Below are 15,187 nucleotides of genomic sequence, written 5' to 3'. Positions count from 1 at the left end.
CGGCCGCGGGTCCGGTCGGCGGCGCCTGTCGTTGGCGTCGGTTCACAACCGACCTCCCGCAGATCGCAGGGACACGGCTTCACCGGTCCGCCATTGCGTGGCGGGCAGGTCCCGAGCCGGGGAATCGGGCGCGTCATCGTCACTGCTCTGACGCCAGCAGAGCGGCGCACACCAGGTGGCATCCGACGGGCTGACCTCCCGTGAGGGAGAGATGATCCCGAGGACTGTTCTCCAGAGCCGGTGTGCGGGGAAGTGGCCGCCGGCGAACCTGACCCGGTCGCCACGGGGGCGGGGCTCACCCCGCCGATCTAGTCACCCTGTTGAGTTATCAACCAACGAACGCTTCCTTCGTACTCACCCCTGCGGGCTTTCCTCTGGGCGTCGTAAGTGCAGATCGAGCTAACACGATGGCATTGCACCACCTGCTCAACTTGTTGGTACAAGTCGATGCAGTGATGCTGCACCCGCGGACGGTGAGCCGTCAAGGGGTTAGGTCGAACATGTACCAACAAGCTGCGCGAGTGCGTCATGATGGGGTCTATGACCAAGCAGCCGAAGTACCGCCAAGTCGCTGACGTCCTGCGCCGCGAGATCGACAACGGCACCTATGCGCCGGGCTCGCGGCTGCCTTCGGAGAACGACTTGCAGCAGCGATTCGACGCGTCCAGGAACACGGTCCGCAATGGGCTAAGCCTGCTGGTCAGCGAGGGTCTGATCTCGTCCAGCCAGGGGCTTGGGTATGAGGTCAAGTCGCACGAGGTGTTCGAGCTGAACGCGACACGGTTTGAGGATCTGACCTTCCCGCAGAACGGGGATGCCTACAGAACTGACGTCACGAACGCTGGACGCCGGCCCCATCAGACATTCCGCGTTGAGATGCTTCCCGCTCCAACTGATATTGCTAAACGACTCGATGTATCCGCAGGCGCGAAGGCTGTACTGCGGTTCTGTCATCGGTACGTGGACGACGTTCCGTGGTCCACTCAGGCGACTTACTATCCGTCCTGGCTGATTGACGCCTCACCACGACTGGCTGAGCCAGGGGACATAGAGGAGGGCACGACCCGCTATCTCGCATCGCGAGGGATCGAGCAGGTCGGGTACTTCGACGAGATCGCCGCCCGGATGCCCACGCCAGATGAGGCACGACTCCTGGAGATTGGCGCGGGCGTGCCAGTGATGCTCTGGATGCGTACCGGCTACTCCGCGGATCGCCCTATCCGGTGCACGATTACGACGTTCCGGGGGGACCTGAACCGCATGAACTACGAGATCGGCGAGCTGTCCGCCCGAAACGAGAACGCGTGATCATCGCTCCGGCAGAACCGCACGACGTGACAAAGTTGCTCACCTTTCGCGAGGAAGCGGCAGCCTGGTTGCGTGATCTGGGGTCCGACCAGTGGAGCCGCCCTTATCCTGCTGCCAAGCTGTTGGCCACGATCGAGGCAGGCACCGTGTTCATGCTCCGGGACGGGCACACGACCGCCGGCACGATCACGCTCACGCCGGACGCCGAAGAGGGCCTGTGGACGGACGGCGAACTGGCCGAACCGTCAATGTTCGTCAACAAGCTCACTGTCGCTCGCGAGTACGCGGGGCAGGACCTCGGGGGTCGGCTGCTCGACTGGGCTGGCGACCGTGCGCAACGTGCGGGCGCACGGTGGCTCCGCCTGGACGCATGGACGACGAACGAGGGGCTTCAGCAGTACTACCTTGCCCACGGTTTTACACACGTTCGCACTGTCCGGGAGGGTGGGGCAGTGAACGGCGGCCCTCGAGTTTCCGGGTGGCTCGCACAGCGGGCGGCACGGTTGGCTGACCACGGTTTCACGGACCGTACGCCTGCGCCCGAGAGGCTTCCGTTTGCGGCTTGACCAGGGTCGGCACGGCTTGCTGCGGCCGTTGTCAGCCGTACCCCTCGCCTTCTTCTCCCTCTATCGGATTGCGGGTTCAAATTCTACCGAATGCAACATCAGACCAGGCCCCGCAGATCGCTCCGCAGGGCCTCTAGCTTTTGCCTGACGGTGGTTTTTGATGGCGGCGACGTTCGGGAGTGCGAGCCGCGGCCGCATGCTGTATGCCCGCCTGCGGCATAAACAAGAGACCCCTTACTCGGATACCGTTCGCAGATTGAGGACGGAATAAATATTGCGCTCACGCCCGCCAGCGAATATTACTCTCGTTGCCTCTACTTCGGCCTCAACTCGCCTGTTGAGATACCTTTCGAGCTGGCCGGTTAGCTCATCATCAGTGCTTGCCCGGATTAGTTCGCCGCTGTCAGTGCGGATCTCAACCTTCCCTTGAAACGAACTCGCTGAGCCTAGCCAGCCTGCGACAGTGATGGTCTCAGCCTCGGTAAACTCGCTGTGCTCGCACAGGTAGCGCACTCTTTGAACGCCGGAAGGGGTCCAGTTGCTTTCGCGGATACGGCCTTGCTGTGTATGCCAGTGAACGCGCACTCCGACACCCGCATCGGTAAGTCCGGCAGTGAGCAGGCCGATGTGTTTCGTTGCTCTTTGTCCGAGCGGGGCAAGTTGCTCCGCCAAGAGTTCGTCCGACAGGCTTGCACCCTCCGAAAGGTCGGCGATGTCAAGTACCTTGTCCACGGCCTCGTCGAGGACGGTTCGCAGATCGCCGAACATGTCTCCGAAGAGGTTTTCTTCTCCTGATTCAACTGGCGGTCCGAACATCGCTACACCGAAAGATGATGGGAAGGTAGCGGCTGCGCTCAGGGCAGTTGCTTCGCGAATGTCTCGTGGAATCGACGCAAACCTTGTCGGTCGTCCCGTTAGGGCTTGAGCGACAGCAGAAACGGATTCTTGGAGGTTGGTTAGAAATGACCCGAGCGTGGAGACCGGTACCGTATGTTCGGCGGTCACCTCTCCAGTCAACGCCACCTCAAGGCGTCTCCGCCTCTGCTCTACCGTTGTCTCTACAGATTTGAGCAGCCGATTACGTTGAATCGCGGCGAATTCTGCTGGATTGCTCGGTTTCTCGCGAGATTCATGCGCTTGGCTGTTTCGGATAAGTCTCATCCATGCGCGAAGCGCGATCTTGTCTGATGGATCGGGCATGGGCACGTTCGGTGTCGGTGTCACAGCAGCACCTCCACGTACCCTCGACGCAATACATCAGGAACCGACTGGGCAGACGATGGCTTGATGCACTGCCACACCTCATCGTAGAGGCCCAAGTCTCGGAAGGACTGTTTTGACTCCTGGCTGAGGAGGCTAGGCACCATCTGTGAGACAGGAACCCTCTCGGGGAGCCGAACCAGATGGGCATCGACGCGCATCTTCTGCTCTACGCACCACGCCCGGAGCGTCAGATCGTCTAGGTCGGCCAGGGTCTCTCGATCCAGGCGATCGTAGGCTTGGGCGCTCAGCAGGTACGTCACATCTACGTCGCTGGGGTCAGGCTTGCTGCTGACGAAGCTTCCTCCGACCCACATGCGGCTAATCCCCCCTGTGAACGCCTCGACTGCCGTCCGGTGCCGAGTCCATTCTTCCCAGATTGCCCGCCGAACATCGGAGCCTGTGGATTCCACAAGCGCTGTGTACAACTCGTCCAGGGACACTGCGTAACGGCCGGGCGGCAGCAGGCCCGTGGTCGGGTCAAGCCCGGGCAAGCACGTCAAGATAGCCGATCCCCCCTCATCCTTGATCGGTGTGCTGAGCGTAGCCAAGTTGTCCAGTCTTGTGACTGGAGTTGCCCAATCCCGTTACCTTCACGTTCCTGCGCTGTGATGAGGTGCGTCAGAGGTTGCACCTCGCGTCGTGGACGACACGTGGACGGCAACAGGTGCCCTTTAGCGGGGGATACTCGTTTCCGCTGGTCAGACGAAGATTGTTCGCGTCGACCTGAGAAGACTGTAAAGCTGCCGATCAGCACGGCTCGGGGAACTGTCGCGGGGGAACTGCCTCCCTTGCTGGAAGTCCTTTGGGTGACGCTGCTGTCACAGGCATCTGGTAAACGTAGGTCATGATCCCTGCTCCGCGCTCAGCTGCACTTGAAGTTTCCTTTGGAGACCTCGGTGAGGCCGACTTGCTCGTCGATGCTGTCTACGCCGGTGGATCGCTTGGGCACTCCGGCGATGACCCCATCGGCAAGTTGCTGCCCGGGACCGGAAACCAGGGAGGGTTCCGCTACGCCGGTTCCCCGGCGAAGGGCACGGTTCGTCTGGCCGTGCTGTACACCAGCGGTGGAGCGGTGGACTGGCCGGACTACCTGGATGTTGAGACAGGCACCTTCACCTACTACGGCGACAACCGGACCCCGGGCACGGGGCTGCATGAAACGCCGCGCAAGGGAAACGTACTGCTGCGGGATGCCTTCGCCTTCTCTCATGGCACAGCCCATGAACGGGGGAGCGGCGTTCCGCCTTTCCTATTGTTTGAGAGGGCGGCGCCTGGCCGGGCAGTGCGCTTCCGCGGGTTGCTCGCCCCCGGCGGGCCGACGCTGGCACCCGATGACGAACTCTCGGCCATCTGGCGTGCGACCGGGCCGACGCGGTTCCAGAACTATCGGGCGCGATTCACCGTGCTGGACCAGGCCTGCATCCCACGTGCTTGGATCCGGCATGTGCTGGCCGGCGGCAATCCACTGGAGGGCGAATGCCCCGACGTCTGGAGGACGTGGGTCGAAAGCCGCGTCTACCGGCCGCTGCTCGCACCGGCCACGACGGTCATACGCTCAACTGCCCAGCAGTTTCCTGATGACCCGGCCGGTGAAGCCATGCTGGCAGAGATCCGGGATTACTTCCGTGGGCGGGAGACAGACTTCGAAGAGTGCGCCGTAGCCATCTGGCGGTTGATCGCCCCGTCCACCGGGACCGTGGACGTGACGCGGCCGAGCCGCGACGGCGGACGAGACGCCGTGGGCTCATACGTGCTAGGACCGTCAGCAGCCCCGATCCGCATCGACTTCGCCCTAGAAGCCAAGTGCTACAAGCCCGACAACAGCGTCGGTGTCCGGGAAGTCTCACGCCTCATCTCCCGCATCCGGCACCGCAACTTCGGGGTGCTCGTCACCACCTCACACTTCAACCGACAGGTCCAGAGCGAGGTGCACGAGGACGGACACCCGATCGCCCTCGTCTGCGGGCGGGACATCATCGACGCGCTCCGGCAGCACGGCCGGACCACGCCCGCGTCAGTGCGGGACTGGCTACACCAGAGCTTTGCGCACACCCAGTAAGGCGCAAGGCTGTAGATGATCTGGCTAGGTACGTCGAAGCCGTGACGGATGACGCGGTGGAGGAGTAGGGGCGCCACACGACCGACCTTGGATGGCAACCCGAACGTGGCTGCGGTGCCCGGCATACGTGATTGCCGGGCACCGTTGTGTCGTGTCAGCTCGCGCGCGGCCATCGCTCCCGGTCGTACGGGAGCAGCCAGCCGGCGACATCACCACCGATACGCCTCACCTCGGGTTCCGGCGTGTCCGGCCGAAGGAGAACGATGTACACGCCGCTCCACTTATCCGTCTTGGGGAGGTTGTGGAGGTACTCCTTGACGTGACTGGCCAGGCCCTGGTTGTTGCCAGGCCTGCACACGGAGCCGACATAGCAGACGCCGCCGCGGGCATCGATGGCGATGTAGACGGCACATGAGGCGTCGGGCATCAGTTCGGGGGTCGGAGACAGCTCGTAGGGCACGGCGCGGAGCAGGTGAGGGCCGCATAGCTCTGCGAGCGCCATATAGGTTGCCTTCTTCATCAGGCCGCCTCGCCTTCGTCTTCCTCGTCGCTCTCCGCGTCACTCTCCTCGTCGTCGGATGCGTTCGTGTTGGCAGTCGTACTCTGGGCCTCGACGGCCTTCTCCCACCACTCCTGGGCTTCCGCGGCCAGATCCTGCAGCTTGTCCATCAGCAGGCGGGCGTGGGCACGGCCCTCGCGCTCGATCAGCGGCATGCCGCTGCCATCCTTGAGACCCGCAAGGTTGCGCATCTCCATCTCCAGGTTCCGGAGAGCTTCCTTGGTGACCTGGACTCCGCGTTTGTAGTGGTCGTGTACTGCCGCGGTGGGGGACAGGGGCTGCGGGGCCACTCCGCCCTTCGGAGCGAGGCTAGTGCGGAGGAAATCGTTGGTGATGGGCAGGTCGCTGCCCTCTCCGTCCTTGCGCGGCTGACCCTGATCATCAACCTGGCGGGGCTCATCGCCAGCCCGGTCGTCCTCAATCGCCTGGCGCAGATGGCGGAGTCCCGACTCCGTGTCGGCCAGGGCCTCCAAAACCACACGTGCGCTCCGGCGGTCGCTGCCGGGCCCCAAGTCGTTGCGAGGGCCGCCGATCGCGTTGCGCTTGGCCAGGACGTACGCGGCACGGACCAGGAGTTCGGTGCTTGACGGCCGCTCCTCCTTTCCTGCTTGCATCTCCTTCAAAGCGGCTTGGTAGAGATCCTCAGGAGACCGCTTGGTGGGCTGCCATGCAGCCTTCTGCAGGTCGTCGGGCAGAGCGTCCGTGAGGGCCTTTCGGAAACGGGTGAGCTCGGCGTCCGCGACGGAGCCGCGCTTCTCCCTAATGATCAGTTCAACAGCCAGCGGGAGCTTGGTTTTGGTGGTGATGCGAGTGCGCTTGCGGCGCCCAGTCGGCTCGTTGGTGAGCACGAGAGCGATTGGCTGGCGCACTGCCTGGTGGACCTGAGGCTCGTTGGTGGTGAACAGGTACACAGCCTGGGCCGCGCGGTCGTCGCCGAAGTGCGTGAGCTTATGGGCTGCGGCCTCCTTGGGGGTGAGGCGGCCGGCCAGCCAGTCCGACTCGGCGTTGCTCCGGATGACGCCTGCCGCACGCGCGGAGATGAGGCACTCCTCGGCGAGCGCGGTGTGCTTCGCCGCGTCGGTCCAGGGCTCCTTGGTGTTGAGGTGATCTTGCGCCACACGGGCCTTGATGGCCTGGGACAGGTCGACCGCCCCCGGGACGTCCGGGACAACGCCGATGATGAGCTCAAAGTCTGTGACTGCGCAGCGGACCGCAGCCTTCTCATGGGTGAGAATGTCCTCGGCGGGTTTGCCTACGTAGCTGTTGATGTCATCGATATGAGCCTGCATCACGCTGGCGGTGCGGGGGAGGGCGAACAGGACCTTCTCGGCCTCCATCCCAAGGTTGAACAGTCCGTGGCTGGTGCGGCTCGAACCCTCGCGGACCACGATGTGTGTGGTCGGGCTCTCATCAGCGGCGTCATAGTAGACGGTGGTGGCGACACCGATCGGCGGGTCCATGATCCCCTGCTCGGCGATGTCCGGGACCGGGCTGTTGCGGTTCCGAGTCGTCTCGATCGCCCAGTCAACCTGCTCGATCAGCGCTTCTCGGCTTTCGACGTGGATTGCCAGTTCGCCCTCCCCTTCCTGTACGGCGGGGACAAAGGTGGCCGGCGGGGCGCCGATGGCCTGCGCAAGGGCAAACGGGACGTGATCGGCGTTGCGGGGATTGAGCGGGTCGGGAACGAGGCGCGATGTGTACACCGAGCCGGAGATCACCAACAGGTACGCGCCGGGGATGCGTCGGCGCTGAGGATTGGCAATCTGCGGCAGCACGGCATCCGGGTCAGTCCAGATGGTGGAGATCGCTCCGGCCACCCGGTCTGCCATGCCGCGCTTCTTCAGCGCGGCACGCAGCGCCTTGTGATGAGCCGGGTCCGGAATGGAGGGCACGCGGCGGATGGGCTTGGACAGCTCAGTCCGCTCGCCGTTGACGGTTGGCTCGCCGCTGTTCTTGGCGGGGGAAACCACGAGAAAGCCTCCTATTGGGCTCCCTGTACCGCGGGAGACACTCTCCCGCGGAGCACAACACACGGGAGCCGGAGACGCCGAACCAGCCCTCGCACCCACACTCCGCGGATCTGGCCCGCTTCGGTGAGAGCGGCAAGAGACACATCTAGCACTGCGTTAGTCCGGCCTCGACGCTCAAAACAATGGCGTTGGGGTGGGCCTCGCTGTTCCCCCCCGGAGAAGTCGGCGCTTCTGGGGAGGGCGCAGTCACGCGTGTCTCGCGTCACTGCTGAGAAGCTTCACCCACTCAGATGACCCGTGCAACCCAATTGGCTTAAGCAAAAATGGATTTGACGAAACAACAGTTATGAGATAGCGAGGTTACTAAGGGGTTGGCGAGTGGCGCACTCGTGCGATCAGGTCGGGGTACGGGGGCCAAACGGGGGGCCAAACGAGGCAACCGCACGAAGACCGTCCCGGACGGTAGTGGACAGTGTCGGAGCCGAACAATCAGGCCCGTGGCCCCGGAACAAGGTCACGAGGGGGCTGACCGCGTTCGGGACGAAGAGGTCGTGGGTTCAAATCCCGCCACCCCGACACAGGTCAGAGGCCCATTCGCTTGATCGCGAATGGGCCTCTGTCGTGCGTACAGCAGCGGAGTACAGCAACCGCTATGGCTCTCGCTGGCCGCCCTCGGCGACGGCTCTTCCGCCCCCTCTTGCTGCTTGCGCTTCCCCTTCTTTTCCTTCTTCTGCTTGCCGCCGCCACCCAGCGCCTTGCCTAGCTTGCGGAGCGCCCGACGGGTCTCGGCAGAGGGCACGTGCGTGTAGACCTCCATCGTGACCGCGATCTCCGAGTGGCGGAGAATCTGCATCGCGATCCGGGGGTGGACGTCGAGGGCCGCCAGGAGCGATGCGCAGGTGTGGCGGGTGTCGTGGACACGGATACGGCGGACGTCGGCGCGCTCGCAGCGGCGGTCGAACTCGCGGGTGAAGTTCCTCGGCTCGACCGGGGTGCCGTAGCGGGTGGTGAAGACGAGATCTGACTCCGTCCACAGATCCTTGGCCCGCTCCTTCGCGGCCTGCTGCTCCTTCTGGCGGAGCCGGAGGGCAGTCAGGCAGATGTCAGGCAGCGGGAGCACCGCCTCCGAGGCCTCCGTCTTGGCCGTGTCGGTGTGCAGCAGCCGCCGGCGGACCCGCTGTAGCTGGTGGCGAATGTGCAGCTCCCCCGTATCAAGGTTCACGTCCGACCAGGTGAGGCCAAGAACCTCGCCCTTGCGCAGGCCGAGAACGAGGATCAGGACGTACGCCGGGTAGAGGTAGTCCCGCCAGATCTGGGCGTTCTCCAGGAAGGCGCAGGCTTCCTCCACCGACCAGGGTTCCGGCCGCTTCCGCCGGGCCCGCTGGACCTTGACCGAGATACCTGGTCAGAGGCAGTTCACGTGTGCGGTGGGTGTGGGATGTGAACCCACGGTGACTCGCGCCACGACGGTTTTCAAGACCGCGTGCAGGACACGGCTTGCCGACGCAGCCCCCATGCCCTGAACCGGCCGCTCACGAAGATGCCGACGCCGACGGACAGCGCAATCAGCACGATGGAGGCCCCGCCCTCCACTGTGACGTGGCGACCCTGGGGTGCCGATGCCACCAGAAAGGCGCTGATCCCGGCGAAAGTCACGGCGGCTACGGCAAGGAAGATGGCCATTTCAGCCCACCACATTGCCTGCGTCGGTCGAGTCGTCATGGCGTAGTTGTACCTCACGCCTTCCTGCCGTACCCGCAGCGAGGTACAGCAACCATCGCGACCGGTCCCAACCGCCAGCAGCCCCGCATGACCGTCCGCTCAGCAAAGCAGACCTCAGCGACCGCCCCGCCCATAGTTCGCATCGAGGGGGCGCGAGCGGTGGCCGTGGGCTGTGGTGTCTGCTGCTCGTCACCAGAGCCTGTCTACTTGAAGCCGCAGGGCTGGCAAGCTGCTGCGACGGTCCGGTCTGGCCCTCAGTTCAAAGCTGATGGTGCATGACCACAGCCTCGGCTGGAAACTATTGTTTACAATCCCCATCACGGGTAACTAAAGTTGTCGCATGGCTTTGCTTGAGATCACCCCCGAAGAACAGGTAGAGCTCGACAAGGCTCTATACGACGCCCTGAATCCGCTCGCATCGGCCATGCGCTCCCGCGCGTCAGGGCTGCCAGGGGACCGAATGTGGGAGGCGGACCCGGTCGAAGTGGCGCTGTCCGTCCTTGCCGCATGGAAGGTGATGGACACGGAGGCCAAACGGTTGACGGCGATCGCAGCGGGAACTGCCGGGGCTTACGGCGCGAGCTACGAGCAGCTGGGCGCCGTTTGGGGCATCACCCGGCAAGGCGCCCGCAAGAAATGGCCTGATGCCATCAGCCGCCCGCCGGCCACCGCAGCGCACACGAGCGCCGTACTCGAACTGTTCGATGGAACGGCCGAACTGACGCAAGAGCCTTCGTCCGGCGGCTGGAGGTGGACAGGCGAGGGCGCCGACGGAACACACGGCACGCCCGACGGCGACACCTCGTACGCGACGAAGGAAGAGGCGGCAGCCTACGCAGGGGCCTTCCTGAGGGAACACGCCGTTGATCAGCCCTAAAGGGTCACTGAGCCTTTCCAACCTGCCGATGGTGCCCGCGTGTTGGTGAGCCGAGGCGCGATAGGTGTCACCAAGGCAGGCTTTTTGTCACTTCGCGTCGGAGCCTGGCTGTGCCGGGGGCGCGGTTCCGGCAGCGCCGGTGCAGGCCAGTCACCTCGTACCGCACGATGTGTCGGGAGCTGATGGCAGACCGGACGCTGTCCCCGAAATCCAGCACGGTGTCCCGGCGTTCACCGCCGTCGGTCACAGGGCAGTGGCGGCGCGGACCAGCCCCGCGACCGCCGTTGAGCGGCTGTGTGGGGGCCAGGCGATGACCGTGGTGACGTGGGGGGCGTCGGGGACCGGTACGGCGGTGAGGTCCTCGCGCAGGCCGGCGCGGCCCGACTCCGGCACGACCGCGCAGGCGCGGCCGAGGGCGATGAGCTGGGTGAGTTGCGTGTGGTCGCGCACCTGCGGTCCGGGGCCGTCCGGGAAGGTGCCGTCAGGGTGAGGCCAGCGGGGCAGGGGCAGGTCGGGAAGGTCGGTGACCTCGGCGAGCCGCACGTGGGGGCGGGCGCTGAGAGGGTGGCCCGCCGGGATGATCGCGACCTGACCCTCGGAGTGCAGGTCCTCGGTGTCGAAGCCGGCCGTGTCGTCGAACGGCCGATGCAGCAGGGCTACGTCGGCCCGGCCGTCGTGCAGCAACCGTGTCTGCTCGCCCGGCCCGCACAGCACGACGTCCACGGCGACGGCGCCGGGCTCGGCGGCGTAGGCGTCGAGGAGTTTCGCCAGCAGTTCACCGGAGGCTCCCGCCTTCGCGGCCAGGACCACGGCGGGGCGGCCGGTCGCCGCGAGGGCGGCCCGGCGGGTGCGCCGTTCGGCGGCCTCGACGGCGTCCAGCGCCGCCCGCGCCTCCCGCAGCAGCACCGCCCCTGCCCCGGTCAGGGCGACACCCCGGCTGCCGCGCTCCAGCAGGAGGGTGCCCAGGCGCCGTTCGAGCCCGCCGATCGCCCGCGACAGCGGGGGTTGGGTGATCCCGAGCCGCTGCGCGGCCCGGCCGAAGTGCAGCTCTTCGGCGACCGCGACGAAGTACCGCAGCTCACGTGTCTCCACCCCGCCAGCCTAACCGGGACGGCCAGGAACGATACCCGGGCGGTATCGCCGTCCACCCAGTCGGTCTTGGACGCCCTGCCCGGCGGGGGAGAAGTATCGATGTCATGAGTGAGACGAACACCGTGAACCACCACAAGGTCGCGCTGGTGACCGGGGCCAACAAGGGCATCGGGTACGAGATCGCCGCCGGGCTCGGCGCCCTCGGCTGGTCCGTCGGAATCGGCGCGCGGAACGAGGAGCGGCGCGAGGCCGCTGTGGACAAGCTGCGCGCGGCCGGAGCCGACGCGTTCGGCGTGCCGCTGGATGTGACCGACGACGCCAGCGTGACAGCGGCGGCTCGGCTGGTGAAGGAGCGGGCCGGGCGGCTCGACGCGCTCGTCAACAATGCGGGGATCACCGGCGGCGGACCGCAGGAGCCCACCACGGTCGACGTGAACCGGGTACGGGCGGCCGTGGAGACCAACGTGATCGGTGTCATCCGCGTCACCAACGCCCTGCTCCCTCTGCTGCGCCGCTCGTCGTCGCCGCGGATTGTGAACGTCTCCAGCAGCGTCGGCTCCCTCACGCTCCAGACCACGCCCGGCGCCGAGACGGGGCCCATCGCCGTCGCCTACTCTCCGTCGAAGACGTTCCTCAACGCCGTCACCGTGCAGTACGCCAAGGAACTGGCCGACACCCACATCCTGATCAACGCCGTCTGCCCCGGCTTCACGGCGACCGACCTCAACGGCTTCCGGGGAGTGCGCACCCCCCAGCAGGGCGCAGCCGCCGCGATCCGGCTGGCCACCGTATCGGCCGACGGGCCGACGGGCCGCTTCTTCGACGACGAGGGAGAGGTGCCCTGGTGACGCGCTTCCGGTTCGCGTCACCCCGCGGAGATGGCGCATGCACATCCTCGTGACCGGCGCCGTCACGCCATGTCGGTACGGCCGTCGAGCCCGAGCCGCCGGCGGACCACGAGGTGAGGGATCGAAAGGCACCGAGCGTCTGTGACAAGTAGCCCGCCTTCCAGGTGACAACCCGGCTGCTTCGGCCCGGCCCTTCTGCCGGCCTTTTCGGCTCCGCCGGTAACCATCCTGCTGCACCGGTCGTCTGATCACGCAGGTCAAGAGATTGATCGAATCGCTCGGTCCAGCGTGGAGAAAAGCACGGCGGGCCCTCATCCCTACTTGAGGAAGCACATGCATAGACGGGTCACGCCCGCAGTTGTGGCGATATGCGGTTCTCTGGCTTTGGGCGGACTCATGGCCCCCGACGCAAGTGCGGCCGGCGACGGACCGAAGATCACCAAGGTGGTCGTCAACGGAGGCAAGAACATCGTGGTGGGCCCCACCGCCGTCACGTACTTCACCGTATCGGTGACCGCCTCCGACCCCGCCGGCGTGAAGGAGACATGGCTCGACATTTGGCATGGCAGCGGCTCCTACGACGACCACGACGGCGGGATCGCCCGGTCTGGCGAGCTCAAGTGCGCCGCATCGAGCTCCACTACAACCACCTGCACAAGCTCCTTCCAGGTCAAAGCCGATGCCAGGGCCTACACCAACGAAGTGACCAACGCGTTCGCAGGCATCTGGCACGTCCGCCCCGGCGCCATCTCCGGCAACCGGGTCCAGTCCTGGGAGGATTCCTACAGCACTGTCAAGGTGCAGCGCGCCTCTCAGCTCACCGTCAATGCCACGCCCGAGCCAGTGACGAAGGGCAAGACCGTCACGGTCACGGGAAAGCTCTCGCGCGCGAACTGGGACACCCACAAGTACGCGGGCTACTCAGGCCAGCCCGTCAAGCTGCAGTTCCGCAAGAAGGGCAGCACCACATACAGCACGATCAAGACCGTCACGACAAGCAGCACCGGCACACTGAAGACCACAGTGAAGGCTTCAGTCGACGGGTACTACCGCTACTCCTTCGCGGGCACCTCGACAACACCAGCAGCCAACTCCAGCGGTGACCTCCTCGACGTGAGGTAATCGGCAACGAAGCCGGGTCAACCTCCGCAACGAGGCTGACCCCGAGCCGTCTCAGTTTCCGTCTCATTCGCCAAGGTCCAACGCCGTTCTTACCCATCCCGGCATGGGCCAGCGGTCCTCATACGAACGCGAGTGAACAGACCTGCATCAGGCCTCACACGCGACCAACAGGCTGGGGAGGCCCGTGGGAGGCCTGACGAAGAGCGCCCGTACGCCTCGTGTACTGCCGGCGGGACTAGGATCCCGGTCGGGCGAAGTCGTAGCGCAGAGGTAGTCGCGCGCGGTCTCCAAAATCGCGAGGACGCCGGTTCGAATCCGGTCGGCTTCGTCCGCTGAACGCACTACGCCGCGGTGCGAGCCTCTTGCCAGCGAGCGGCGTTGACCTTGTCAAGGCCGTAGAACGCCTCAGCCTGGTAGGTGGAGTCTGGGTCGGTACCCCACTCCCACTTCATCGGCCAGTTGCCGCGCTCGTAGTGAGCGTGCAGGTGCCGAGTGAAGGCGGCCAGGGCACCCTTGATCTGGCTGCGGTCGAGATTAAGGCGCTCCACGACGGCGGTTGTGCTGTACAAGCGCTCCGGCTCGACGGCGAGGACGTCCAGCAGGGCCGTGACTCGCTGGACCGATGGAAGATCCGTGCTGATCAGAGACTTGAAATTCTCGACGGTCCACTCCACCACCGGCCAGTCTCCGTTCGATTCGGCACCCTGGGTACCACCAGGCAGAGGACTACTCATCCCCCCCTCCTTCAGATCGAGTTCGGCGAGCAGGGCATAGACACGAGTGACGTACTGAGCAGGGACGGGTACGGAGATGAACTGCTGCTGAGACACGACTCCCCCAAACTCCGGCAGTGGACGACCTGTTGACACCATAAGCCTGACAGACAGTCCACTACACCGTCTACTGGTAATGGAATCTGTCTGCTTTTCAGGAGTCGGAGTAAGTAGACGAACGGCGACACCGCACCAAGGGACGACAGCGGTCGTCGTCGCAGGTTGTCGGGATGAGAGTCATGGGCCGGACGGTGTACGAGTTCCTGGTGGTCGGCAGTCCCCTACAACTGTCGATGAGTTGGAAGCCGTACGACCTCACCGTCGGCACTCTCGCCGTCCTCCCGGGGGAGGACCACACGCCGGGGCGGGCGTCGTGAACCGCATGGCCGCGATCGGCGTCACCGTCAGCCACGCCGTGGCGCAGCCGGAGCCGAGGCGGGCAAACGCCGAGGAGGCGTTGGGCTTGATTCGCTTTGACGGACATCTGAGAGCAGGGGTTCTGCCCCGGAAGGATGTCCATCATGGAGAGCATGGGGAAGAAGAAGCCTCGGCCTCGGCGTTCGTTCACGCCGGAGTTCAAGGCCGGGATCGTCGAGCTGTGCCGACGCGGTGACCGCTCGGTCGGCCAGGTGGCCAAAGACTTCGGCCTGACCGAGACCGCGGTGCGGCTGTGGATCGGCCAGGCCGAGGCCGACGCGGGCGAGCGCGACGGCCTGACCAGCACTGAACGCGAAGAGTCGGCCGCCCTGCGGCGGGAGAACCACCGGCTGCGGGAGGACGTGGACATTCTCAAGCGGGCCACGGCTTTCTTCGTCACCATCAAAAGGGAGTTGCTCGACGCGAGACCCTGGCCCAGCCGGGCCGCCGCCCGCACCGAGATCTTCGACTTCATCGAGGGCTGGTACAACTTGCACCGACTGCACAGCAGCCTCGGCCACCGCAGTCCCGCCGAATACGAGACCGTACTCGCAGCGTGACCACCACACCGACGGTGTCCGTCAAAGCGGAACAAGCTCACCTCTCTTCCG

At 65.2% G+C, this 15,187-nt stretch carries 15 protein-coding genes, 1 tRNA gene and 1 pseudogene; 9 read left to right on the top strand and 8 right to left on the bottom strand.

The annotated features are described in order from the left end of the window. Window positions 1–540 precede the first annotated feature (540 nt). Complete coding sequence (locus OG410_RS22810; protein WP_329300902.1) at window positions 541–1,308, top strand: GntR family transcriptional regulator; 768 nt, start codon at window positions 541–543, stop codon at window positions 1,306–1,308. Then, window positions 1,305–1,874 carry a GNAT family N-acetyltransferase gene (locus OG410_RS22805; RefSeq protein WP_329300901.1) on the top strand — a complete coding sequence of 190 codons (570 nt, stop codon included), beginning with the start codon at window positions 1,305–1,307 and terminating at the stop codon, window positions 1,872–1,874. Before OG410_RS22810 ends, OG410_RS22805 begins: the two co-directional genes overlap by 4 nt. Window positions 1,875–2,108: 234 nt before the next feature. On the opposite strand, the gene OG410_RS22800 is transcribed toward OG410_RS22805, so the two are convergent. After that, the gene (locus OG410_RS22800; RefSeq protein WP_329300900.1) at window positions 2,109–3,074 is read right to left on the bottom strand and encodes a hypothetical protein; all 966 of its coding nucleotides are present in this window, start codon (window positions 3,072–3,074) and stop codon (window positions 2,109–2,111) included. 20 nt (window positions 3,075–3,094) lie between these two features. Then, entirely contained in the window at window positions 3,095–3,628 is a 534-nt protein-coding gene (locus OG410_RS22795; protein ID WP_443063783.1) for a DUF6932 family protein, read from the bottom strand. 353 nt (window positions 3,629–3,981) lie between these two features. Here OG410_RS22795 and OG410_RS22790 point away from each other — a divergent pair, with 353 nt between their 5' ends. Next, window positions 3,982–5,196 carry a restriction endonuclease gene (locus tag OG410_RS22790; RefSeq protein WP_329300898.1) on the top strand — a complete coding sequence of 405 codons (1,215 nt, stop codon included), beginning with the start codon at window positions 3,982–3,984 and terminating at the stop codon, window positions 5,194–5,196. A 154-nt stretch (window positions 5,197–5,350) separates the two neighbouring features. Here the strand turns inward: OG410_RS22790 and OG410_RS22785 are convergent, their stop codons facing one another. From OG410_RS22785 to OG410_RS22770, 4 genes are all read right to left on the bottom strand, one after another. Next, entirely contained in the window at window positions 5,351–5,716 is a 366-nt protein-coding gene (locus tag OG410_RS22785; protein WP_329300897.1) for a hypothetical protein, read from the bottom strand. Further along, a complete protein-coding gene (locus OG410_RS22780) occupies window positions 5,716–7,725 on the bottom strand; it encodes a hypothetical protein (RefSeq protein ID WP_329300896.1) in 2,010 nt (669 codons plus the stop codon). The genes OG410_RS22785 and OG410_RS22780 overlap by 1 nt, the downstream gene beginning before the upstream one ends. Window positions 7,726–8,239: 514 nt before the next feature. Continuing rightward, on the bottom strand, window positions 8,240–9,073 hold the full coding sequence (locus tag OG410_RS22775; RefSeq protein WP_329300895.1) for a site-specific integrase: 834 nt from the start codon (window positions 9,071–9,073) through the stop codon (window positions 8,240–8,242). A gap of 125 nt (window positions 9,074–9,198) precedes the next feature. Next, window positions 9,199–9,447: a hypothetical protein gene (locus OG410_RS22770; protein ID WP_329300894.1), complete on the bottom strand. Its 249-nt coding sequence runs from the start codon at window positions 9,445–9,447 to the stop codon at window positions 9,199–9,201. A 340-nt stretch (window positions 9,448–9,787) separates the two neighbouring features. Here OG410_RS22770 and OG410_RS22765 point away from each other — a divergent pair, with 340 nt between their 5' ends. Beyond that, window positions 9,788–10,324, top strand: a complete 537-nt coding sequence (locus OG410_RS22765) for a hypothetical protein (protein ID WP_329300893.1) — start codon at window positions 9,788–9,790, stop codon at window positions 10,322–10,324. Between the two features lie 243 nt (window positions 10,325–10,567). On the opposite strand, the gene OG410_RS22760 is transcribed toward OG410_RS22765, so the two are convergent. Continuing rightward, complete coding sequence (locus OG410_RS22760; protein WP_329300892.1) at window positions 10,568–11,416, bottom strand: LysR family transcriptional regulator; 849 nt, start codon at window positions 11,414–11,416, stop codon at window positions 10,568–10,570. Between the two features lie 104 nt (window positions 11,417–11,520). Here OG410_RS22760 and OG410_RS22755 point away from each other — a divergent pair, with 104 nt between their 5' ends. The 3 genes from OG410_RS22755 (at window position 11,521) to OG410_RS22745 (ending at window position 13,714) form a co-directional block, all read left to right on the top strand. Further along, a complete protein-coding gene (locus OG410_RS22755; protein WP_329300891.1) occupies window positions 11,521–12,264 on the top strand; it encodes an SDR family oxidoreductase in 744 nt (247 codons plus the stop codon). Between the two features lie 396 nt (window positions 12,265–12,660). After that, window positions 12,661–13,386, top strand: coding sequence for a calcium-binding protein (locus tag OG410_RS22750; RefSeq protein WP_329300890.1), 726 nt, complete (start codon window positions 12,661–12,663; stop codon window positions 13,384–13,386). 253 nt (window positions 13,387–13,639) lie between these two features. After that, window positions 13,640–13,714 (top strand) — tRNA-Trp (locus OG410_RS22745). Window positions 13,715–13,727: 13 nt separating this feature from the next. Here OG410_RS22745 and OG410_RS22740 read toward each other — a convergent pair. Continuing rightward, window positions 13,728–14,216, bottom strand: coding sequence for a hypothetical protein (locus OG410_RS22740; RefSeq protein WP_329300889.1), 489 nt, complete (start codon window positions 14,214–14,216; stop codon window positions 13,728–13,730). 188 nt (window positions 14,217–14,404) lie between these two features. Here OG410_RS22740 and OG410_RS22735 point away from each other — a divergent pair. Both OG410_RS22735 and OG410_RS42630 read left to right on the top strand, forming a co-directional pair. Then, a pseudogene (locus OG410_RS22735) lies at window positions 14,405–14,616 on the top strand (GntR family transcriptional regulator); the annotation flags it as partial. Between the two features lie 64 nt (window positions 14,617–14,680). Continuing rightward, on the top strand, window positions 14,681–15,136 hold the full coding sequence (locus tag OG410_RS42630) for a transposase (RefSeq protein WP_443063782.1): 456 nt from the start codon (window positions 14,681–14,683) through the stop codon (window positions 15,134–15,136). The last annotated feature ends 51 nt before the right edge of the window (window positions 15,137–15,187 follow it).

This window comes from Streptomyces sp. NBC_00659, assembly GCF_036226925.1.
Classification (GTDB): domain Bacteria; phylum Actinomycetota; class Actinomycetes; order Streptomycetales; family Streptomycetaceae; genus Streptomyces.
The sequence above is the reverse complement of the archived record's forward strand: the minus strand, read 5'-3'. Positions and strand labels throughout refer to the sequence as shown.

Coding starts and splice junctions, on each gene's coding strand:
- OG410_RS22810 (WP_329300902.1), top strand. CDS start 541: ATGACCAAGCAGCCGAAGTACCGCCAAGTCGCTGACGTCCTGCGCCGC.
- OG410_RS22800 (WP_329300900.1), bottom strand. CDS start 3,074: ATGCCCGATCCATCAGACAAGATCGCGCTTCGCGCATGGATGAGACTT.
- OG410_RS22790 (WP_329300898.1), top strand. CDS start 3,982: ATGATCCCTGCTCCGCGCTCAGCTGCACTTGAAGTTTCCTTTGGAGAC.
- OG410_RS22785 (WP_329300897.1), bottom strand. CDS start 5,716: ATGAAGAAGGCAACCTATATGGCGCTCGCAGAGCTATGCGGCCCTCAC.
- OG410_RS22770 (WP_329300894.1), bottom strand. CDS start 9,447: ATGACGACTCGACCGACGCAGGCAATGTGGTGGGCTGAAATGGCCATC.
- OG410_RS22765 (WP_329300893.1), top strand. CDS start 9,788: ATGGCTTTGCTTGAGATCACCCCCGAAGAACAGGTAGAGCTCGACAAG.
- OG410_RS22755 (WP_329300891.1), top strand. CDS start 11,521: ATGAGTGAGACGAACACCGTGAACCACCACAAGGTCGCGCTGGTGACC.
- OG410_RS22750 (WP_329300890.1), top strand. CDS start 12,661: ATGGCCCCCGACGCAAGTGCGGCCGGCGACGGACCGAAGATCACCAAG.
- OG410_RS42630 (WP_443063782.1), top strand. CDS start 14,681: ATGGAGAGCATGGGGAAGAAGAAGCCTCGGCCTCGGCGTTCGTTCACG.